Below are 20,031 nucleotides of genomic sequence, written 5' to 3'. Positions count from 1 at the left end.
GCACGTCACGGCCGATTGCTGCACTGTTGTTTGGGACGTTTGTACACAATGCTGCGCACATCGCTCCGCTGTGACTGGAGTTACGGACGTGTGGGAAGTTTTTTGGAAAAAGTTTGGCGCGCGGTGGCCGAAACCGCAGAATCAGCGCTTGGAGCGCTGCCGAATCCGAGTGGTGAGTTCTTTGACGTGATCGAACACCTCACGCCGCTCGGCCATTTCGGACAAGATCTTTCGCTGTGCATACATGACCGTGGTGTGGTCGCGGCCGAACGCCTGGCCGATCTTGGGCAATGAAAGATCGGTGAGCTCGCGGCACAGATACATGGCGATCTGCCGCGACTGAGCCAGGGCTCGGGTCTTGCCGGGACCGCGTAACTCCTCGACGGTGGTGTCGAAGTATTCGGCGGTGGCGGCCATGATGGTCGCCGCGCTGATTTGCATCGTGCTGGCATCAGCGATCAGATCGCGCAGGACGATCTCGGCCAAGGACTTGTCGATTGGCGTCTTGTTCAGCGAGGCGAACGCGGTGACCCGGATCAGGGCTCCCTCGAGTTCGCGAATGTTGCGCTCGATGCTGCTGGCGATGAGCTCGAGGACATCGTCGGGGACCGCAAGCCGTTCCATCTGGGCCTTCTTGCGCAGAATCGCGATGCGGGTTTCCAGTTCCGGTGGCTGGACGTCGGTGATCAGTCCCCACTCGAAGCGTGTTCGCAGCCGGTCTTCCAGAGTGGCGAGCTGTTTGGGCGGCCGGTCCGACGAGATGACGATCTGCTTGTTGGCGTTGTGCAACGTGTTGAAGGTGTGGAAGAACTCTTCCTGGATACCTTCCTTGCCCTCGATGAACTGAATGTCATCCACCAGCAGTACGTCGACGTCGCGGTAGCTGCGCTTGAACGCGACCTTGCGATCGTCGCGAAGCGAGTTGATGAAGTCGTTGGTGAATTCCTCGGTCGATACGTACTTCACGCGCATGCCGGGGAACAGTCGCTGCGCGTAATTGCCTGCGGCATGCAACAAGTGGGTCTTGCCGAGGCCGGACTCACCCCAGATGAACAACGGGTTGTAGGCACGCGCCGGCGCTTCGGCGATGGCCAGGGCCGCGGCATGGGCGAAGCGATTGGAGGCACCGATGACGAAAGTCTCGAAGGTGTAGCGCCGGTTGAGACTGGTCCCGCCGGCGGCCGCGGCGGAGTCGGTGCTGTGTGGACGTTCGGCGAAATAGTTGGGCCAGCTCTGTTCGACGCCGATCGCTTCACCGTTTTCGTCGGCCTCGTCGGCGTCACTTGACGTTTCTAGACCGATGTCCTCGGCGAAGGTGTCACCCGGCGGAAAGGCTGCGTCGTCGGCGTCATCGGCCGGCGGAGCGATACGGACCCCGAGCTGTATCTGCTGCCCGAGCCGGCGGCTGAGTGCATCGGTGATCGGGGTGCGCAGATGCCGTTCGATTTCGTTTTGTACGAAACTACTTGGCACCGACAGCAGGGCAAACCCCTCGACGATCGTCAGCGGCTGAACAAGATTGAGCCACGCGCGCTGCTGCGGAGTGAGCGGGGTGACAAGCGTCGCGCGATTGCCCAGACCGTCTGTGTCGGAATCGCCGTTGAGTTCAGAGACGACCGCATTCCACACTGTCGTGAAACCAGAACCGGAGTCATCGGTCAACGACGCATCTCCCTGGTTCTAGAACGTCCCGGGTCGAGCCACAAACCACGCTTGGCGACAAAGCAACTGTCCACATAGTTATACACAGGTGTGGACAGGATAGACGTACACGGGCCGCAACCTACTGGCGACGGCTCGCGATCCGCGGGCTGAGACAACCCCGGTCAGGTCGTCTGCACAGCGAGTAGATCCGCCATCATGCTTCGTTGTCGAGCGCCGTTCCGACTCTGAAACAGCATTGCCCGAAGCTAACAGTTTTCCGTGCGGCTGCCAACAGTTCTGTTGTATTCCAGTCGCGTTCTTTAGAGTTCATCGGGGCGTGCTGCGGCTTGTCGATGATGTCGTGCCGATCGCCCGCGCCGGCAGCCAAAATCTCAACTTGGGTGGTAGCGGGTTCGTTGGGGCAGGCCAGGTTTGACCAAGGCAACGCTCGTCAGTACCCTCATACAGTCGCCCGAAAGTCGGCGATACGGCTGCGACCGGGAAGTAATTCGCCCGGGGACCGCGCCGGCCAGCAGCAAGAACCACTTTTCGACCGAGTCACGACGCAATCCAGCTGAGCTGAACGTGACCGGCCGGACGGCGGGGACAAGCTTCTAGCGAGACAGAACGAGGAGAACGCCGTGGCCAAGGGCAAGCGGACTTTCCAGCCGAACAACCGGCGCCGTGCTCGTGTGCACGGTTTCCGCTTGCGGATGCGCACTCGGGCTGGGCGCGCCATCGTGTCCGGCCGGCGCCGCAAGGGTCGTCGCGCGCTATCTGCCTGATCTGACCGACAGGCGTGTTGGCGGTGCTTCCCGCGCGCAACCGCATGAGGCGGTCACGGGAATTCGACGCGACAGTGAAGAAGGGGATGCGCACCGCGCAGCCCGATCTCGTCGTCCACGTACGCCGGGAAGACGATGACGAACCGGGTCCACGCGTGGGGTTGATCGTCGCGAAGTCGGTCGGCTCGGCGGTCGACCGCCACCGGGTTTCGCGTCGGCTCCGCCACGCTGTCCGGGGCATGTTGCCTGATCTTCATCGACACGACCGGGTGGTTATCCGGGCGCTGCCGAGTAGTCGGCAGGTGTCGTCGGCGCGGTTGGAGCAGGAGTTGCGCAAGGGTCTGCGGCGCGCCTTCGAACGTGCGGGGACTGACCAGTGACCGTCACGGCGCCGGTGCGCTCGGGACTGGGCAGCGCGAGCCGGACCGTGGTGCGCGGTCTGGTTTTCCTGATTCAGCTGTACCGGCATATGGTCTCCCCGCTGCGACCGGCGACATGTCGCTTCATGCCGACCTGTAGTCAGTACGCCGTAGAGGCTCTTACCGAATACGGGTTGATTCGCGGTAGCTGGCTGGCGGCGGTCAGGCTCGCCAAGTGCGGGCCGTGGCATCGGGGAGGATGGGACCCGATACCGGAACGCGCCTCGGTAGAGCGGGGCTGCCGGGTGGACTTTGCAGACACCAGCGCCGTCGGGGACGTCCCGGCGCCGCGAGGGGAGAGTGAATCTTTTGTCGTTTGATCTGTTTAGCCTCGACTTCGTCTACTACCCGGTGTCGTGGATCATGTGGGTTTGGTACAAGCTGTTCGCGGCACTGCTCGGGCCCTCGAACTTCTTCGCCTGGGCCCTGTCGGTGATGTTCCTCGTCTTCACGTTGCGGGCGCTGCTCTACAAGCCGTTCGTGCGCCAGATCCGCACCACCCGCCAGATGCAAGAACTGCAGCCACAGATCAAGGCACTGCAGAAGAAGTACGGCAAGGATCGTCAGCGGATGGCGCTCGAGATGCAGAAGCTGCAACGCGAGCACGGATTCAATCCGATTCTCGGCTGCTTGCCGATGCTCGCTCAGATCCCGGTGTTTCTCGGCCTGTATCACGTGTTGCGTTCCTTCAACCGCACGACGGGCGGCTTCGGCCAGCCACAGATGTCGGTGATCCAGAACCGATTGACGGGCAACTACGTGTTCAGCCCGACCGACGTCGGGCATTTCCTGGACGCGAATCTGTTCGGTGCGCCGATCGGGGCATCCATGACGCAGCGCACCGGGTTGGACGCCTTCATCGACTTCAGCCGCCCCTCCGTCATCTTGGTCGGTGCGCCGGTCATGTTGCTTGCCGGCGTCGCCACGTATTTCAACAGCCGCGCATCGATTGCCCGCCAAAGTGCGGAAGCGGCCGCGAATCCTCAGACCGCGATGATGAACAAGCTCGCGCTGTACGTGTTTCCCCTCGGTGTCGTCGTCGGTGGTCCGTTCCTTCCGCTGGCGATCATCCTGTATTGGTTCTCGAACAACATCTGGACGTTCGGGCAGCAGCACTACGTCTTCAACATGATTGAGAAAGAGGACGAGGCCAAGAAGCAAGAGGTGCTGGAACGCCGGGCTGCCAACGCACCGTTGCCCGGAGCCAAGCCGAAGCGCAAGGCGGCGCCGGGCGGCAACGGCGCGTCGACGGTTGACGACGGCGGTGCCCCGAAGGCAGACGCGCGGCCTGACGTGGCCGATGGAAAGACAACGGAAGCGGCGCCCGACAAACCGGATACGACCGGCAGCACGGACGGTCCGGCCAGCCGCACGCCCCGGCCAGGGGCACGACCGAAACGGCGGAAGCGCTGACGAATAGCGCCACAGCTTTACCGGGCCGTCTCCGGAGAGTGACCCGAATGAGACAGGGACGGACCCATGGATGAGGGAGAGAAAATGACGGACGCTGACACCACCGAACGCGAGTTGGACACCCAAGTGGCGGTCGAGGACGAGGAGTCGACGGCGGCGGAGACCGGTGCCGACGAGGGCGACGACCTGGAGGAGCGGGTGGTCGCCGAGGGCGAGATCGCCGGCGACTATCTGGAAGAGCTGTTGGATCTGCTCGACTTCGACGGTGACATCGATCTCGATGTCGAGGGCAACCGCGCGGTCGTCAGCATCGACGGCAGCGACGACCTGAACAAGTTGGTCGGTCGCGGCGGCGAGGTGCTCGATGCACTGCAGGAGCTCACCCGACTGGCGGTTCACCAAAAGACTGGCGTGCGCAGCCGGCTGATGCTCGACGTCGCGAGTTGGCGCCGGCGGCGCCGCGAAGAATTGGCCGCGTTGGGCGACAAGGTCGCGCGACGCGTGCTGGAGAGCGGCGAGCGTGAAGAACTCAAGCCGATGACTCCGTTCGAGCGAAAGATCGTCCACGACGCCGTCGCCGCGGTGGCCGGCGTCCACAGCGAGAGCGAAGGCGTGGAGCCGAGCCGTCGCGTTGTTGTGCTGCACGACTAGTTGGGACCGGGTTACAGCGGTGTAGTTCACCCCCGCGCGCACGGTGCTGTAGATCCGAAGACCGGAGGAATGTTTCACGTGAAACATGTCGGCGGATCTGATCGGGCAGTGGCGCCGGCAGCGGAGCCCGTGGAGCCGGGATCGCCGACCGGCGCTCCGACCGAGTCGACATCCGGCGGACCGGGTCATGCACCGGCCGCGGCGGCCGAGATCTTCGGATCGCGGCTCGACATCGCTCAGGCGTACGCGGAGATCCTCGCAACGGCTGGCGTCGAACGCGGATTGCTGGGGCCCCGCGAGGTCGACCGTGTCTGGGACCGCCACCTATTAAATAGTGCAGCCGTCGCCGAACTGCTCGACGAGGGCGAGCGGATCGTCGACATCGGCAGCGGAGCGGGATTGCCGGGCATACCGTTGGCGATCGCGCGCCCCGACTTGGATATCGCGCTTCTGGAACCACTTCTGCGCCGCAGCGAGTTTCTCAAAGAGGTCGTTGCCGAACTAGGGTTAACCGTCGAAGTGGTGCGCGGCCGAGCCGAGGAGCCGGGGGTACGGAAGCGTTTCGGCGAGCGCGATGTCGCGGTCTCGCGAGCAGTCGCGGCGCTGGACAAGTTGACGAAGTGGAGCATGCCGTTGCTACGACCGGGCGGACGCATGATTGCGATCAAGGGGGAGCGCGCTCCCGACGAAGTCGAAGAACACCGGCGTGGGATGGCCGCGCTGGAGGCAGTTGATGTCAGGGTGGTGACATGTGGCGCGAGCTATTTGCGTCCGCCCGCAACCGTGGTGGTAGCGCAGCGCGCAACGCGGTCGCGACGCGGGTCGGCACCAAGGGCGGACAGGAGAAAGCGATGAGCTCGCCCCAGGATCGGTCCACAGCCTCGGGTCCAAGCGTCGAGCACCCGCAGTTGGCGCCGGCGCCCCTGGCGCCCCCACTCGCGCCGGACGAGACGGCGCCCCTGGCGGATGAATCGCCGAGTGACACCACGGCGGATGTTTCACGTGAAACATCGAACGAATTTGACACCCCGATTGGTGCCGCGGCGGAACGCGCCATGCGGGTGCTGCACACGACCTACCCGCCGCTGCCACGCCCCGCACATCGTCGGGTGTTCACCGTCGCCAACCAGAAGGGTGGCGTCGGGAAGACCACGACCGCCGTCAATCTCGCCGCCGCGCTCGCGCTGCAGGGACTCAAGACGCTCGTTATCGATCTCGATCCGCAAGGCAATGCGAGCACGGCACTGGGCATCACCGACCGGCAATCGGGCACACCGTCGTCCTACGAAGTGCTTCTCGGCGAGGAGACGATCGAGACCGCGCTGCGTCGCAGCCCGCACAGCGACCGACTCTTCTGCGTTCCGTCGACCATCGACCTGGCAGGCGCCGAGATCGAATTGGTGAGCATGGTCGCGCGCGAGAACCGATTGCGTAACGCTTTGGCGGAGCTGGACCACTTCGACTTCGACTACGTCTTCGTGGACTGTCCGCCGTCGCTGGGACTGCTCACGATCAACGCTCTCGTCGCGGCGCCCGAGGTGATGATCCCGATTCAGTGCGAGTACTACGCCCTGGAAGGGGTGTCGCAGCTGATGCGGAACATCGAGATGGTGAAGGCGCACCTCAACCCGCAGCTGGAAGTGGCGACGGTGATTCTGACGATGTACGACGGCCGGACCAAGCTCGCCGATCAGGTCGCGGAGGAGGTGCGCCGCTACTTCGGCGACAAGGTGCTGCGCACCGTCATCCCGCGCAGCGTCAAGGTTTCGGAGGCGCCCGGCTACAGCATGACGATCATCGATTACGACCCCGGATCCCGGGGGGCGATGAGCTATCTCGACGCGAGCCGCGAACTCGCACAGCGCGACTAACCACCATTCGTGAAGGGACGACAATGACGAGTGCGGGCAAAAAGAAGGGCGGGCTCGGCCGAGGTCTCGCGGCCCTGATTCCCACCGGACCCGCCGAAGCCGACGGGGGACCCGCGACGCTGGGTCCGAGGATGGGCGACGCCGCGGCCGATGTGCTGATCGGCGGGCCGGCACCAGTAGCCAACGAGATGGGTGCGGTGTATCGCGAGATCTCGCCGGCCGATATCGAACCCAACCCCAAGCAGCCCAGGCAGGTATTCGACGACGAGGCACTGGCGGAGTTGGTGCACTCGATCCGCGAGTTCGGCCTTTTGCAGCCGATCGTGGTGCGTGCGGTCACCCCGGCACCGGGCGGCGCGCGGTACCAGATCGTGATGGGGGAGCGGCGCTGGCGGGCAGCCCAGGAGGCGCAGCTGGCGACCCTTCCCGCCATTGTGCGAGAGACCACCGACGACAACCTGTTGCGCGACGCTCTTCTCGAGAACATCCACCGGGCACAACTGAACCCGTTGGAAGAAGCCGCCGCATACCAGCAGCTGCTCGATGAGTTCGGCGTTACCCACGACGAACTGGCCTCGCGAATCGGACGGTCACGGCCGTTAATCAGCAACATGATCCGGTTGCTCAAACTGCCGATCGCCGTGCAGCGCCGAGTGGCCGCCGGAGTGCTGTCCGCCGGCCACGCCCGCGCGCTGCTGTCGCTGGAATCCGGGCCAGAAGCGCAGGAGGAGCTGGCGAGCCGGATCGTCGCAGAGGGTCTGTCGGTGCGCGCCACCGAGGAGGCCGTGACATTGGCCAACCGTGGTGATGCGGCGGCCCCGGCAGCGCCGCGCCGCAAGCCGATCCAGATGCCCGGTCTGCAAGACGTTGCCGAGCGGCTGTCGAACACCTTCGACACCCGGGTCACCGTCAGCCTGGGCAAGCGCAAGGGCAGAATTGTGGTGGAGTTCGCCTCGGTCGAGGATCTACAGCGGATTATCGACACCATGACCCCGCCCAAGGCATGACCCGTTACACGGTGTAATTACGTCACTGTGACAACGGGTGTGTTACGAAGGCCGACCTGACCACCTCGACCGCGGAGTTCCGTTGTACAACAAGCCTTTTCGAGGCCCGGCCGCCGCCGCTGGCGCGATTCGGAGCGTTTCGGACGCGGCGCCGGAGTGGCCGGGTCAACACTGGCCCGAGAACAACAAACTCTCCTATCCTGGAGCGGTTGGTGGTGCACGTCAGCCTGGGTACAGCCGGGCTTGCGGCAATGGGCTGCGATACGCACGGAAGCCAGGAGGCTAGTGTCTGCTCGAATCACGCCCCTGCGGCTCGAAGGCTTCGAGCAGCTGCCCAAGCATGCGCGCCGCTGTGTCTTCTGGGAGGTCGATCCCGCGACCCTCGGCGATCAAGACCACCTCGCCGACCCAGAATTCGAAAAAGAAGCATGGCTGTCGATGGTGATGCTGGAGTGGGGGTCGTGCGGCCAGGTCGCGACCGCGATTCCCGACGAGCAAAGCGTCACCGATCCGCCGTGTCTGGGCTATGTGCTGTACGCGCCGCCGGGGGCGGTGCCGCGAGCGCATCGGTTTCCTACCGCTCCGGTGTCTCCGGATGCCGTCCTGCTGACCTCGATGGGCGTCGAACTCGGCCACGCCCCCGACGACTTGCCACATGATCTGCTGGCCCGGGTGATCGACGAGTTGATGCGTCGCGGGGTCCGCGCGCTGGAAGCATTCGGTCGCACCCCGGCGGCGTCGGAGTCGCTGGACCCCACGCTCGCCGACCCCGACGTCCGGCCGGTGCTGGAGTCCCTGGGGGATTGCTCGGTGGACCGCTGCATCATCGATGCGGAGTTCTTGAAAGACGTGGGTTTCGTTGTGGTAGCGCCACATCCGTATTTCCCGCGGCTACGCCTCGAGCTCGACAAGGGCCTGGGCTGGAAGGCAGAGGTGGAAGCGGCCCTGGAGCGCCTACTGCAGAACGCCGAGCTTCAGCAGCCGGTCGGCGCCGGGTCTTGCAATGTTTTGAAGGCCGGAAATACGTTGCAGAACAAGCGAAACGGTTAAGTACCGCCGAGGCGGGTCGTCCGTTCGACCGACAATTCGTGCGCAAGGAGCTCGGCGAAAGTGAAGGTGCCGGTGGGCCGGTCGTTCTTGCCGAGCAGGTAGAGCCGCTTGACCGCGGCCAGGATGCCTTCGGCCACCGCATCGCGCGTTTGCGTCGAAAGCAGCCTGTCCCGGTCACCGGGGTTGGTGATGTAGCCGACGTCGACCTGGACGGTGGGCATCCGGGTCAGTCGCAGCAGATCCCAGGTGCGCCCATGCGTCCGGCAATCGCGTAACCCGGTGCGGGCCACCACTTCTCGCTGGATGAAGTCGGCGAGATTGCGGCCGATGGTCGATACCGACCCATGCGAGTTGCCGAAGTGGAACGAGGCCACGCCGTTGGCAGAAGAGCTGACCTGAGCTTCGCAGCGCAAGCTGATCATCAGGTCGGCACCGACGTTGTTGGCGGTGGCGGCCCGTTCGGCGTCCGACGGGCTGCGGTTGGTCGGGCGGGACAGGAAGGTCTCCATGCCGATCGCGGTCATCCGGCCTTCCAGCCGACTCGCCAAGTCCCACAGGATATCTGCTTCACTGACCGGGCCGGTCGGGCCGTGTGCGATCAGACCATGGTCGTCACCGCCGCGACCCGGATCGATGATGATCCGCTTGCCCGAGAGCCGGGGACCGGAGCGCCGGACGAGTTCTTCTTCGCGAATGGCGTGGGGCGAACCGCCGCTAACCCGTGAACTCAGAAAGTACAAGGAGCGCAAGGTTTCCGGCCCGCAAATGCCATCCGCCGACATCCCGTACTCGCGTTGGTACGACATCAACGCGTTGTGAGTTTGCAGGCCGAAATGGCCGTCGACCAGGCCGGTGTAGAAACCGAGATCTTGCAGCCGGGCCTGCAATGTCGCGACGTCGTCGCCGTAGAGCGGAGCGCCGAATTGGTGGTACAGCGTGCGCGCGCCGAGCCGGTAGGACGCCTCTTTGAGTGCCCGGTAAGTCGCCTCGCCGACGATGCCGTCGACCAGCAGCCCACGATGCTGCTGGAAGGCGCGGACGGCATGGTCAAGCTGCGTGTCGAAGACCTCGAGGGCCACATGCCGGCCCGTCGTCAGATCTTCGCCAGCGCTGTCCAGTAGCCCTAATGCAGCCAGTGAGGCCCGGATTTCGGTCACCGCTGCGCTGCGGTCACCACAGCGCAGAGCGTCGCCGTTTTCGCGGCGCGGACTCGACATACCAAGGGCCCTCCGGGACAAACTGACAGGCTGACAAACGCACTACAGCTAACCGGTATTGTCGCAGATTCTTCTCAATTTCCGGAAAACCCCAGGCTGAACGGCGATGCGCCGCCGCAAACAGGATCGCGATCAGGTGAGGTTGGGCACCGCGTCGGAGAGCTCGCGCAGTAGCGCCGCCTTGCCCTTCGCGCCGACGATGCGCTTCACCGGCTGGCCGTCCTTGAACAGGATCATCGTCGGGATCGATACCACCTGGAAGTCACGCGCCGTCTCCGGATTCGCGTCGACGTCGAGCTTGGCGACGGTCAGCTGATCCGACCGCTCGGCCGCGATCTCTTCGAGAACGGGTGCAACCATCTTGCACGGTCCGCACCATGTCGCCCAAAAGTCAACCAGCACAGGCTTATTGCTGGATAACACGTCCGCGGAGAAGGAAGCGTCAGAGACTTCCTTTGTGGCCCCGGCTTTTTCGGCGTCGCTCATCGTGGTGCTCCAATCAAATCAGTGTCGTCCGCATTTCCGGCCGCCGGCTTTTCGCCGGCGGCTTCGGTCTCTTCGTGCTCGGCCAACCAGCGCTCGGCGTCAATGGCCGCCGCACAGCCACTGCCCGCCGCGGTGACGGCTTGCCGGTAGGTACGGTCCACCAGGTCGCCCGCCGCGAAGACACCTTCGATCGTGGTGTTCGTGGTGCGTCCCTTGACAAGTACGTAGCCGTCCGGGTCGACATCGATGACGTCGCGCACCAGAGCCGACCGGGGTTCATGGCCGATCGCGACGAACACACCCGTGACCGGGAGCGTGGTCTCTTCACCAGTTACGTTGTCGCGCAACTGCAATCCAGTGACGGTTGTCTCGCCGTCCACCGCCAGCACGGTCTGGTTGGTGATGAATTTGATCTTGTCGTTGGTGCGTGCGCGCTCGAGCATGATCTTGGAGGCCCGGAATTCGTCACGACGGTGCACCAGCGTCACGCTGCGGGCGAATCGGGTCAAGAACGTCGCCTCTTCCATCGCCGAATCACCGCCGCCGATCACGGCGATGTCCTGGTCGCGGAAGAAGAACCCGTCACAGGTGGCACATGCGCTGACCCCGCGGCCCAGCAACTCCTGCTCGCCGGGCACTTGCAGGTAACGCGCCGCGGCCCCCATCGCCAAGATGACGGCGCGCGCCTTGAAGGTCTCACCTTCGGCGGTCACAACGGACTTGACCGGGCCGTCCAGCGAAACGGATTCGACGTCTTCCATCCGCAGGTCGGCCCCGAAGCGCAACGCCTGCTCGCGCATCTGGTCCATCAGCTCCGGGCCGGTGATGCCGTCGCGGAAGCCGGGGTAGTTCTCCACTTCGGTCGTGGTCATCAGCGCGCCGCCGAACGACGTGCCTTCGAAGACCACCGGGGCCAGTTGCGCGCGCGCCGCGTAGAGGGCTGCCGTGTACCCGGCCGGACCGGAACCGATGACGATGACGTCGTGGACTTTGTCATGAGCGGTATCGGTCATGCGAGCCTTTCAGGGATACAGATTTCTCAATCGTGTCGAACGCCAGCCTAGGCGCGGGTGTTCCCGGCCGTGTCGCGCAACACGTGCCACCACCTTAAGGGCGGGGGACCTGGGTGCTGGCTAACAGCCCCGTATCGGCGGCGCTGCAGTTCAGGGCCACCGCAAAGACCGCAAGGTCGCCCGGACTATCGGCGGGCAGCACCAGCAGCACGCCGGGACGAGCGTTGATCTCGATCGGCCGCGCGGCGAGCACCTGCGTGGAAGCCGGATAACCGAGACCGCCCAAGCAGGATGCGCGCCGGCCGGGGTCGCCGAGCGGACCGTAATCGGGAGCACGGCCCAGCAGGGCGCCGATTTCGGACGCGGACAGCGGGATCGCCATCGGTGGGGTCGACACCGTGATGTGCATGGCGGTGGTCGGGGTGCTCGGGGCGGCTTCGGGCTCGTTGAGCAGCGCCGCCGTGCCGAAACCGACCGCCGCGAGCGCCGCGCCGACACCGGCCACGCCGGCGGCGATCCGCGCAGGGCGGATGCGTGGGCGTGCGGCGTGAGTCAGCACGGTCGCCGAGGCACCGGGGGACGCCGCCCGCAGCGCCGCGGAGATCCGGTGCGTCGTCTCGGCCGGTGGTTCAGGCGCCGATTCCGGATCCGCGCCGAGGGCCGCAACATCGCGGCGCACCTGGTTCAACGCCCTCAGGACCTGTTGGGCGTCCGGGTCGTGGCGCACTTGCCGGCGCAGCCGGGCGGCGGCTTCGTCGTCCAGTAGACCGGCCTGCAGGTCGGCGAGCGACTCCGCCGTCAGCGCCGGGTCCGCTCCCGCATTCCGCGGATCCGGATCGTGATCCGCCGGTTCGTTCTCCGCCTCGCCCATCCGCCCCAGTGTCCGCCATGCCCGGACCGGCGGTCGCGCCCGGCCCGTTAACGCTGGCCGCCGGGGCGGTCGGGGGTGGTGTGGGCGCCTGCATCCAGATAGCCGAGCAGGTGGGCCAGCCGCACTCGGGCACGCGCGCATCTGCTTTTGACCGTGCCCTCGGCGACGCCCAGCAGCGCCGCGGTGTCGGCGATCGAATAGCCCTGCATGTCGACGGCCACGATCGTGGCGCGTTGCTCGAGCGGTAACCGCATCAGCGCGCGTTGCACCACCATCGCGGTTTCGACCTGAGCCGTACGATCGGGCACCGGATAAACATCCTCGAGCGGCGCCGTCCGGTGAGATTTGGTGCGCCGCAGCCGATCCAGGCAGGCGTTGACCACGATCCGGTGCAGCCAGCTGCCGACCGCGGCGTCATACCGAAAGGAGCCGGCGCCGCGGTGTGCCGACAGCATGGCGTCCTGCAGCGCGTCTTCGGCGTCCTCGGGTGTGCGAGTGGTCAGCCGGGCAAGGCGATGCAGCTGGCGCCGGTGGCGGCCGAACAGCTCGCCGAACGCGTAGCGATCCCCGGCGACATGGGCGGCCAGCAGCTCGGCATCACTGCGTTCCTGCTGGATATACCCCCCGACGCCCACGGCCGGACAGTATCCAATCGGTTGCCCCGCGGCACTTCACCCGAGGGCGTGGTTGTGAGTCTCAGGACGCGGCTTGAACGGTGATCTCCGAGAAGCCGGCCTGGCTCTTGCCGCTGGTGGTTCCCAAAGTGGAGATCCACACCAGCAGGTTCGACGTCGGGGCACCGGCCTTGACCGGAATGACGTTATGACCGGGCTTCAGGGTGAACGCCGGGGCCAGCACGGTGGTGTCGTCCAGCTTCGAGGGCGACGCCGTGGACGCCGCGCGAATCTCGACCTTGGTGCCGCTGCTCGGCGTGTCGATGCTGACCTGGCCTATCACCGTGGGTTTCGGCAGCTGCAGGATCAGCCCCTCGCCCTGCTTGAAGCTGGGGAACGGCACGGCGTCGGTATAGACCTCGGTCGCCCAGGCGGTGGTGGGGTCGCCGTCGATCGCCTGCCCGGCCGTACCCGGATTGTCGGCATCGCCGTCGGGCGAAAAGACCGTCGCCCGAGTGGGTTTGACGATGCTGCCCGCCGGCGCGGGGTTCGGCGACGACGAGGCGCTCGACGAGCTCGGCCCGTTGAGCCCGAGCTCGTCCTTGTTGAGGCCGCCGCCGACATTGCCGAAGATCTTGCTCACGATCGACGCCAGCACCAACAACGCGGCCACGATGATCGCGAGTGCCGCGGCGCCGCCGATGATCAGGTTGCGGCGCCGGCGGGCCAACGTCGCGTATTCCTGCCCGGTCGCCCGCGGGGCTTCGGGCGGCGGCGAGTCGTCGATGGGGCCGAGCACCTCGGTGCGGTCGGCGACCGCGGTGGCCTGCTGCAAAAGGTTCAAAAGCGTTGACGCGCTGCGGATCCCGCCATCTTCCTGAACCGAACGGACGGCGACCGCCGAGATCTGGAAGGGGATGTCGCGATCGATGGAGTTGGGTTCGACGGGTAGGCCCGATGCGTCCCGCTCGGCCGGCGCGAGCCCGCTGCGCACCCCGAACTCCGGCAGCGGCCACCGGTTGACCAGCAGGGCGTACAGCGAAGCGCCGATGCCGCGGATGTCGTCCTCGGGGTTGGCGTCCGGCATGGTCGCCGGGTAGGCCAGCACCACATCGCCGTCGATGCTGACCCGAACCCGGCTGGGGTGGTCGATCGACAGGGCGACGCCGGCGCGGTGAGCGGTGTCGGCGGCCGCGGCCAGCGACTGCATCGCGCGGACGGCGCCGACGGCCGAGGGCGCGGTATCCGCCACCTCTTGCAGCGAGCCGCCGCGGATCCACTCGGCGACGACCAGGCCACCATGACTGGAGCGGACGACGTCGAGCACGCGGGCGATGCCGGGCTTGTCGATCCGGCTCAGCCGTAGCGTGCGGGACAGGATCTCCTGCAGGACGTCTTCGGGTAGGGCGCCCTCCGGATCGACGAACGTCAGCGCCACCTGCCGGTCCAGCGCGGTGTCGAGGGCCTGCCAGAACTGCAGCGGCGGCGCACCGCCGTGGAAGACCAGCAGCCGATACCGGCCCCCGGCGATCCGGGCACCGGGAACCAAGTGGACGTCATCGCCCGACGATTCCGCCGCCCGATCGCGCGCGAGATCTCCGTTGCGCGGCGGCGATGGTTCGGGCTTGCGCCCGGCCGGAATGTCGGGCTGGAAGTCGTCGGCAGCCGGCCTTGGTATTTGGGAGGGTCGGTCGCCGCCCGGACCCAAACCGGACCCAGGTCCCGCGGCAGCGCTCTCCAAGGGGCGGTCGGTCACCTCCGGTCCTTTCGCTAGCCGGGCGTCGCCTGCTCGATCCGGAGGCCGGCGCCGGATCGGCTCCTGGACCGCATCAACCCCCGGCGGGGACGAATTCCTCTGCTCAGGGTACGTGACCGGGCCCGGCTGAGACGATCCCCGTGGGGCGGCGGGCGGCGAGGATTCCAGGACCGCGGCCGGTCTGGCGCCGCGACCGCCGACTCGGCGGCGAACGGCCGCCATCGCCGCGACCGCCTCCGGAACGTGCGCGCGAACCATGACCGTCACCATGATCGGCGCCATGATGCAGCCCACCACCAACAGCCGCAGCAGCGAACCGGCGGCGCCGCCATGTGCGGTCAAGGCGGCCAGCCCCAACAGCCGGTCGGCGATGTGGGCGATCAGGCCGGCCAGCATCGACGCGACGATCGTCACCAGGATCGTCCGTATCTCCGCGGACCCGATCAGCTGACCGCCGGCCGGCAGCAGCGTGCGCCGCAACAGGTAATAGCCGACGAGCGCACCGGCGAAGAACCCGAGTCCGTTGGCCAGCCCGAGGTAGCCGGCCACCAGTTGAGGATCGCTGGTCAGGTGCGGCGCGAGCACCGAACCGGCGATCTTGACGGCCGTGACGACGAGGATGATCACGATCGGCGTCCAGGGCTGCTCGCGGGCGTAGAACACCCGCAGCTGCAGCAGGACCAGGCCGTACGGGATCAGCGTGAACGCCGACAATGCGATCGCGGCGCCCAGATATCCGGCGTCGACCCCGCCGAAGTGGCCGTAGGCGAACAGCGCGCTTCCGATCGCGGGTCCGCCGACCGTCATGAATGCGACGATCGGAATCAGCGTGATCAGCGTCAGCCGAGTGGCCAGCGACAGGTCGGCCAGCACGGCTTTGGTGTCGTCGGCGGCCGCGTTGCGGCTCAGGCGCGGCATCACGACGGTCAGCACCGTGACGCCGATCATGCCGAACGGCAGCATCAGCACCAGCCAGGTGTAGTTGTAGATCGCCGGGCCGGACGCCGCCGCGGTGCTGGCGATTTGGTTTCCCACCACCAGGCCGAGCTGGCTGATCAGCACATAGAGGACCATCGCGGCGGCCATCGCGCCGAACCGCTTGAGCCGCTCGTCGATTCCCCACAGCGGGCGCAGGCTGACGCGCTCGCGGCGCAGCGCGACCAGCAGTACCGCGGTCTGCGCATAGACGCCCAGCGTGGTGCCGATGGCGAGCACCAACAGCTTGGTGTTGCCCATCCGGACGGGATCGACCGACAGCTCACCGGGGACGAGCAGATACACCGCCAGGGTCACCAGCGCGACGACATTGTTGACGACGGGCGCCCACGCCGTCGGCCCGAAAACGTTGCGGGTGTTCAGGATCGCCATGAACACCGACGTCAGGCCGTAGGCGAGCACCTGCGGCAGCAGCAGGTAGGCGAACGCGGTGGTCAGCGGCTCGTTGACCTGCGGGGGGCGGCCCAGCATCAGCCGGACCAGCAGCGGCGCGGCCGCCACCGACGCCAGCGTGGCGAACAGCAGCAGCGCGGTGGTCACCGTGACCAGGCGCCGGACGAACGCGGCGCCGCCGTCGGCGTCGCTCTGCTCGGCCCGGGCCAGCACGGGCACGAAGATCGCGGTGAACGTCGCTTCCAGCACGAGCGCGGCGACCAGGTTCGGCAGCTGATTGGCCACCGAGAAGGCGCTGGACAGCGCCGCACCCAGGATCGCGGCCAGCAGCACGATCCGGCCGAACCCGGTGATCCGGCTGACCAGCGTCGCGAGCGCCATCGCCCACGACCGCGATACCAAGGCGGCGTCGGAAAGTTCCACCCGCCGGGTGGGCAGGTCGGTCACCGGTGGTAGGGGCCCCGTCGGCGCCGGAATCCGGCCGGGCGGCCTGGACGGTAGTGGGGGCGGCTGCCGCCGCCGCGGCGGTTGCTGAGGATCGGACCGCCGGTAGGCGGGTTTCATACGCGGGGCTCTTCCTGTCTCTTATAAAAATCTGAAGGTGGCGACGAAACCCCGTGTGTAGGAGTCGGGGGTGGCGGTAGTAATAAAAAAAAAAAAAAAGAGATCAAAGAGAAGGTTAGGATGGGGTGACGAGGGTGCGCATCAAAGATAGTTAGACCTACAAAGCAAGAAAGATATGCGCAGGTCGGCGCGGTCGGGCTGGCCGCGGAATCGGTGCCACAGGCGGCGGCCGGCGAGCAGCACCAGCACCGCTGCCGCGGTCATGGTGATCGCGAACAGCACCTTGCCGTAGGCGTTGGAGTGCACCGACATGCGCACCGGGTCGCCCAGCCGGGTGCCGTCCGGGGTGCGCAGCGTGACGTCGATCGCGACGCGCTGGGTGAAGTTCACTTCGATCGGCACCCGCAGTGGCAGGTAGCCGGGCGGCAGTTCGATCTGCCCGACGTCGGTCACGGTCATCCCGGGTGGGGCGTCGACCTGCAGGCGGACCTTGATCGGCACGGCCAGACCGTTGTGCAGCGCCAACGGCAGCGGACTGTGCTCGGTGGCCAGGGTGTAGGAGCCGCCGGGGTTGACGATCGTCACCGCGCCGAACAGGTCGTTGATCGTGTTACCGACGACCGCCAGCCGCTGCTGGGCCAGCCCGTTGCGGGTGTCGGGAGGATTGGACTGGCTCAGCGCGCGCAGCATGTCTTCACGCAGCGGAGCGGTGTACTGGACGCCGGTCAGGCCGGTGCGCTCGTCAGTGCTCAGCGCGGAGGTCAGTTTCCACAGCCGGGCGGTCTGGCCGCTGATGTCGGCGATGACGTTCTCGCCGAACCGGCCGCGTTCGGGGGCGGCGACGTCCAGCGGCTGCGCCGGCTGGGCGCGAGCCGGGTCAACGGCCTGGGCTTCGCCGATTACTGCCGTTAGCGGCCGCGGCACCCCCAGGCCGGACCGGATCGTCGTCGCCAGCGCCGTCAGGATCACCTGTGCGTCGTCCGCGCCGAGGTTCCACGTCGCCGGCGGAACCAGAAGCTGGGTGCGCGGCGGGGCGTCTCGGTCCAGCGCATGCCAGAACATCGAGCCCAGGGCGTCCTGGCGGCGCGCGGTGTTGGAATCATGCGCGAGCCGAACCGTCAGCGACGGGTCCAGATAGGTCGGCGCGCCGGGGTTGTTGCCCGCCCCGGCCAGCGCCGCACCGACCGCGGGATCGAACGGCGCAACCACTACCTGCGGGGATAGCCGCCGCGGTGCGGTGTCGACGTTGTCGGGCCCGGACGACGTCTGCGGATCCGGGGCGACCAGCCCGCCGGCGGCCACCGCGACCGTGCTGTTGTTGGCGCTGAGCAGGTTGACCGTGTCGCCGGTCAGCGGACCGTCGGGCAGCAGCGTGGCACCGCGGGTCGAGGAAACGTCCAGGATCTGGTCGACGATGTCGCCGACGCTAGTGGTGGCGATCGCGCTGAGGCCCGGATCGTTGACGCGCTGCAACGCGTCGAGATCGGCCTGCGCGTAGGGCAGCGGTGCGACGCAGGTGCGGTGGGCCAGCGCGCGCAACCGGTTCAGCCAGCCGGTCGCCGCGGTCTGCCCGGTGCCGGGGTGCGTCGGGGTCCCCGGCTGTTGCGCCGGCCCGTCGGGGGAGTTCGACACGACATAGCCGGCCGTCATCGCGTTGACGGTCACCAGCAGGTCCGGGTCGATGGCCAGGCATAGCGCGCGGCCAACGGCGCCATCAGGGTCGACGTCGTGGCTGGTCGCGACCTCGGCCGCGGACAGCAGGATGTCCAGCCGGCCGCCGGTGGCCAGCGAGGAGGCCAGGTCGTCGTCGACCAGCCGGACTCCGATGGTGCCGCCCGGCTGGCCCGGGGCCAACCGGGGGCGGTCGGCCAGCGGCCACAACATGGTGACCCACACGGGTTTGGAGGTGTCTGGCGCGACCGCGGACTCCAACGCGTCGGCGTGGTCGGGTGGCACCCCGATCACCGGCAGCAGAAACCGCGCATTGTCCAGCCGGGCGGGGGCGCCGTAGTCGGGTGTGCCGTTGGCGTTGACCAGCAGCGGATAGATGCCCGGCTGGTCGATGCCCAGCGACGGCTTGGCCAGCGCGCGCAGCGGCGCGGACAAGGTGAAGCCGACCTCTTGGCCTCGCTGGAGTTCCGGCGCCACCGTGAGAAAGTCGGCGGCCGGCTGGTATTGATCGGTGCTGCCGTCCAGCGAGGTCCGCAGGCTCGCCGATGCGGTGACCGCAGCGGCATGTTCGAGCCGGACCATCACGTCGCGCACCGGGCGGTCACCGATGTTGGTCACCATTCCGCTGACCGTCACGACCGGCGGGCTGGTCGTGGTGACGACGTCCGGCGTCACCTGGTCGATGCGGACGCGGACGAACGGCGTCGAACCGGGTTCGTTGGCCGCGGCGCGGGGCATGCCGATCGGGCCGGTGAGCACCACCGCAAAACCGGCCACGATGCCGATCACGACGGCAAGGCGCAACGCGGCGGCGCAGCAGAGGCGTGGCGCGGTCACGGCCCCGGCCCGTGACCGTTCTTACGACCGCGGGGCTTGTCGGAATGCCGGGTTCGGGAATGGGTCTGCGGATTGCGCCGGGGCGTGCTGGGCGGCAGCGGCGGAAGCGCGGCGGGACCGTCGGTCTGCAGCTTTCCGATCAGCTCATTGGCGACCTCGGCGAGTCGACGTTCGTCGGCGTAAGCCAACCGCGACGGCAGCTCCTGGATCGGCACCCACGCCACCTCGGCGACTTCAAGGTCCTCGTCGGACAGCTCGCCGCCGGAGAAACGCATCAAATAGTGGTGCACGGTCTTGTGCACCCGGCGACCGTCGGTGACGAACCAGTAGTCGATGCGTCCGAGTGCGGCCAGCACGCTGCCGCGGATCCCGGTCTCCTCGGCGACCTCCCGAATGGCGGTCTGCTCGGCGGTCTCGCCGAGCTCGATATGCCCCTTGGGCAGCGACCACAGCATCCGTCCCCGCCGATCGATGCGTCCGATCAGGGCCGCGACCTGGGCGTCCATCGGGCCGTCGAGGCCGTCGATGACCAGGCCGCCCGCGGACGTTTCATGCACGGTCCGCAGCCGCTCCGGCACCCGGCGGGGCGGGCGCGGTCGACGTCTGTTGGTTGCCGCCGCGTCGGCGGTCACTTTGGCGTCGGCGTCGTTTTCGGACGCGCCTACACCGCCACGACCGCGACGGCGCCCCCGCCGCCGACGTGGTTTGGCTTGTTCGCCATCCGACACCCAAGCGATAGTAGCTGGCACGAGCTGTTCTTCCGGACACACTCG

18 protein-coding genes are annotated in these 20,031 nt (G+C 67.0%); 9 read left to right on the top strand and 9 right to left on the bottom strand.

All coding sequences use genetic code 11. From position 1 onward, the window contains the following. Window positions 1–141 precede the first annotated feature (141 nt). On the bottom strand, window positions 142–1,662 hold the full coding sequence (gene dnaA, locus MAAFP003_RS27330) for a chromosomal replication initiator protein DnaA (protein ID WP_096290701.1): 1,521 nt from the start codon (window positions 1,660–1,662) through the stop codon (window positions 142–144). Between the two features lie 623 nt (window positions 1,663–2,285). Between dnaA and rpmH the strand changes: the two genes are divergently transcribed. The 9 genes from rpmH to MAAFP003_RS27285 all read left to right on the top strand — a co-directional run bounded on the left by rpmH (window position 2,286) and on the right by MAAFP003_RS27285 (window position 8,840). Then, window positions 2,286–2,429 (top strand): 50S ribosomal protein L34, encoded by a 144-nt coding sequence (rpmH, locus tag MAAFP003_RS27325; RefSeq protein ID WP_003874369.1) that lies wholly within the window; start codon window positions 2,286–2,288, stop codon window positions 2,427–2,429. A 23-nt stretch (window positions 2,430–2,452) separates the two neighbouring features. Further along, window positions 2,453–2,809 (top strand): ribonuclease P protein component, encoded by a 357-nt coding sequence (gene rnpA / locus MAAFP003_RS27320; protein ID WP_096291457.1) that lies wholly within the window; start codon window positions 2,453–2,455, stop codon window positions 2,807–2,809. After that, a complete protein-coding gene (gene yidD / locus MAAFP003_RS27315; RefSeq protein ID WP_096290700.1) occupies window positions 2,806–3,168 on the top strand; it encodes a membrane protein insertion efficiency factor YidD in 363 nt (120 codons plus the stop codon). Before rnpA ends, yidD begins: the two co-directional genes overlap by 4 nt. A gap of 43 nt (window positions 3,169–3,211) precedes the next feature. Further along, window positions 3,212–4,261 (top strand): membrane protein insertase YidC, encoded by a 1,050-nt coding sequence (gene yidC / locus MAAFP003_RS27310; protein WP_423790963.1) that lies wholly within the window; start codon window positions 3,212–3,214, stop codon window positions 4,259–4,261. A gap of 84 nt (window positions 4,262–4,345) precedes the next feature. Next, the gene (locus tag MAAFP003_RS27305; RefSeq protein WP_096291456.1) at window positions 4,346–4,912 is read left to right on the top strand and encodes a Jag family protein; all 567 of its coding nucleotides are present in this window, start codon (window positions 4,346–4,348) and stop codon (window positions 4,910–4,912) included. A 69-nt stretch (window positions 4,913–4,981) separates the two neighbouring features. Continuing rightward, window positions 4,982–5,767: a 16S rRNA (guanine(527)-N(7))-methyltransferase RsmG gene (gene rsmG, locus MAAFP003_RS27300; RefSeq protein ID WP_096290698.1), complete on the top strand. Its 786-nt coding sequence runs from the start codon at window positions 4,982–4,984 to the stop codon at window positions 5,765–5,767. Continuing rightward, a complete protein-coding gene (locus MAAFP003_RS27295; protein ID WP_096290697.1) occupies window positions 5,764–6,783 on the top strand; it encodes a ParA family protein in 1,020 nt (339 codons plus the stop codon). The genes rsmG and MAAFP003_RS27295 overlap by 4 nt, the downstream gene beginning before the upstream one ends. A gap of 23 nt (window positions 6,784–6,806) precedes the next feature. Beyond that, a complete protein-coding gene (locus MAAFP003_RS27290; RefSeq protein WP_096290696.1) occupies window positions 6,807–7,790 on the top strand; it encodes a ParB/RepB/Spo0J family partition protein in 984 nt (327 codons plus the stop codon). A gap of 285 nt (window positions 7,791–8,075) precedes the next feature. Beyond that, on the top strand, window positions 8,076–8,840 hold the full coding sequence (locus MAAFP003_RS27285; RefSeq protein WP_096290695.1) for an acetyltransferase: 765 nt from the start codon (window positions 8,076–8,078) through the stop codon (window positions 8,838–8,840). Here the strand turns inward: MAAFP003_RS27285 and MAAFP003_RS27280 are convergent. The 8 genes from MAAFP003_RS27280 to MAAFP003_RS27245 form a co-directional block, all read right to left on the bottom strand. Beyond that, entirely contained in the window at window positions 8,837–10,057 is a 1,221-nt protein-coding gene (locus MAAFP003_RS27280) for an N-acetylmuramoyl-L-alanine amidase (protein WP_096290694.1), read from the bottom strand. The two genes, MAAFP003_RS27285 and MAAFP003_RS27280, sit on opposite strands and share 4 nt — an antisense overlap. Before the next feature lie 132 nt (window positions 10,058–10,189). Continuing rightward, window positions 10,190–10,543, bottom strand: coding sequence for a thioredoxin (trxA, locus tag MAAFP003_RS27275; RefSeq protein WP_090597962.1), 354 nt, complete (start codon window positions 10,541–10,543; stop codon window positions 10,190–10,192). Further along, window positions 10,540–11,556 carry a thioredoxin-disulfide reductase gene (gene trxB, locus MAAFP003_RS27270; RefSeq protein WP_096290693.1) on the bottom strand — a complete coding sequence of 339 codons (1,017 nt, stop codon included), beginning with the start codon at window positions 11,554–11,556 and terminating at the stop codon, window positions 10,540–10,542. The genes trxA and trxB overlap by 4 nt, the downstream gene beginning before the upstream one ends. A 94-nt stretch (window positions 11,557–11,650) precedes the next feature. Further along, entirely contained in the window at window positions 11,651–12,427 is a 777-nt protein-coding gene (locus tag MAAFP003_RS27265) for a serine/threonine-protein kinase (protein WP_096290692.1), read from the bottom strand. 47 nt (window positions 12,428–12,474) lie between these two features. Next, entirely contained in the window at window positions 12,475–13,062 is a 588-nt protein-coding gene (gene sigM / locus MAAFP003_RS27260; protein WP_096290691.1) for an RNA polymerase sigma factor SigM, read from the bottom strand. Window positions 13,063–13,123: 61 nt separating this feature from the next. Next, entirely contained in the window at window positions 13,124–16,750 is a 3,627-nt protein-coding gene (locus MAAFP003_RS27255) for a lipid II flippase MurJ (protein ID WP_096290690.1), read from the bottom strand. A 141-nt stretch (window positions 16,751–16,891) separates the two neighbouring features. Further along, complete coding sequence (locus tag MAAFP003_RS27250; RefSeq protein ID WP_096290689.1) at window positions 16,892–19,258, bottom strand: DUF6049 family protein; 2,367 nt, start codon at window positions 19,256–19,258, stop codon at window positions 16,892–16,894. After that, window positions 19,255–19,986, bottom strand: a complete 732-nt coding sequence (locus MAAFP003_RS27245; protein ID WP_096290688.1) for an NUDIX hydrolase — start codon at window positions 19,984–19,986, stop codon at window positions 19,255–19,257. The genes MAAFP003_RS27250 and MAAFP003_RS27245 overlap by 4 nt, the downstream gene beginning before the upstream one ends. Window positions 19,987–20,031: the final 45 nt, after the last annotated feature.

Origin of the sequence: Mycobacterium ahvazicum, from assembly GCF_900176255.2 — a bacterium.
Taxonomy (GTDB): Bacteria; Actinomycetota; Actinomycetes; order Mycobacteriales; family Mycobacteriaceae; genus Mycobacterium; species Mycobacterium ahvazicum.
Note: the sequence above shows the minus strand (reverse complement) of the source record. Positions and strands in the feature narration are given on the sequence as shown.

What these genes read in the sequence shown, in the direction of transcription:
- MAAFP003_RS27265 (WP_096290692.1), bottom strand. Translation starts at nt 12,427, where the DNA reads ATGGGCGAGGCGGAGAACGAACCGGCGGATCACGATCCGGATCCGCGG.
- MAAFP003_RS27280 (WP_096290694.1), bottom strand. Translation starts at nt 10,057, where the DNA reads ATGTCGAGTCCGCGCCGCGAAAACGGCGACGCTCTGCGCTGTGGTGAC.
- trxB (WP_096290693.1), bottom strand. Translation starts at nt 11,556, where the DNA reads ATGACCGATACCGCTCATGACAAAGTCCACGACGTCATCGTCATCGGT.
- yidC (WP_423790963.1), top strand. Translation starts at nt 3,212, where the DNA reads ATGTGGGTTTGGTACAAGCTGTTCGCGGCACTGCTCGGGCCCTCGAAC.
- MAAFP003_RS27305 (WP_096291456.1), top strand. Translation starts at nt 4,346, where the DNA reads ATGACGGACGCTGACACCACCGAACGCGAGTTGGACACCCAAGTGGCG.
- trxA (WP_090597962.1), bottom strand. Translation starts at nt 10,543, where the DNA reads ATGAGCGACGCCGAAAAAGCCGGGGCCACAAAGGAAGTCTCTGACGCT.
- MAAFP003_RS27290 (WP_096290696.1), top strand. Translation starts at nt 6,807, where the DNA reads ATGACGAGTGCGGGCAAAAAGAAGGGCGGGCTCGGCCGAGGTCTCGCG.
- rsmG (WP_096290698.1), top strand. Translation starts at nt 4,982, where the DNA reads ATGTTTCACGTGAAACATGTCGGCGGATCTGATCGGGCAGTGGCGCCG.
- MAAFP003_RS27255 (WP_096290690.1), bottom strand. Translation starts at nt 16,750, where the DNA reads ATGAAACCCGCCTACCGGCGGTCCGATCCTCAGCAACCGCCGCGGCGG.
- MAAFP003_RS27295 (WP_096290697.1), top strand. Translation starts at nt 5,764, where the DNA reads ATGAGCTCGCCCCAGGATCGGTCCACAGCCTCGGGTCCAAGCGTCGAG.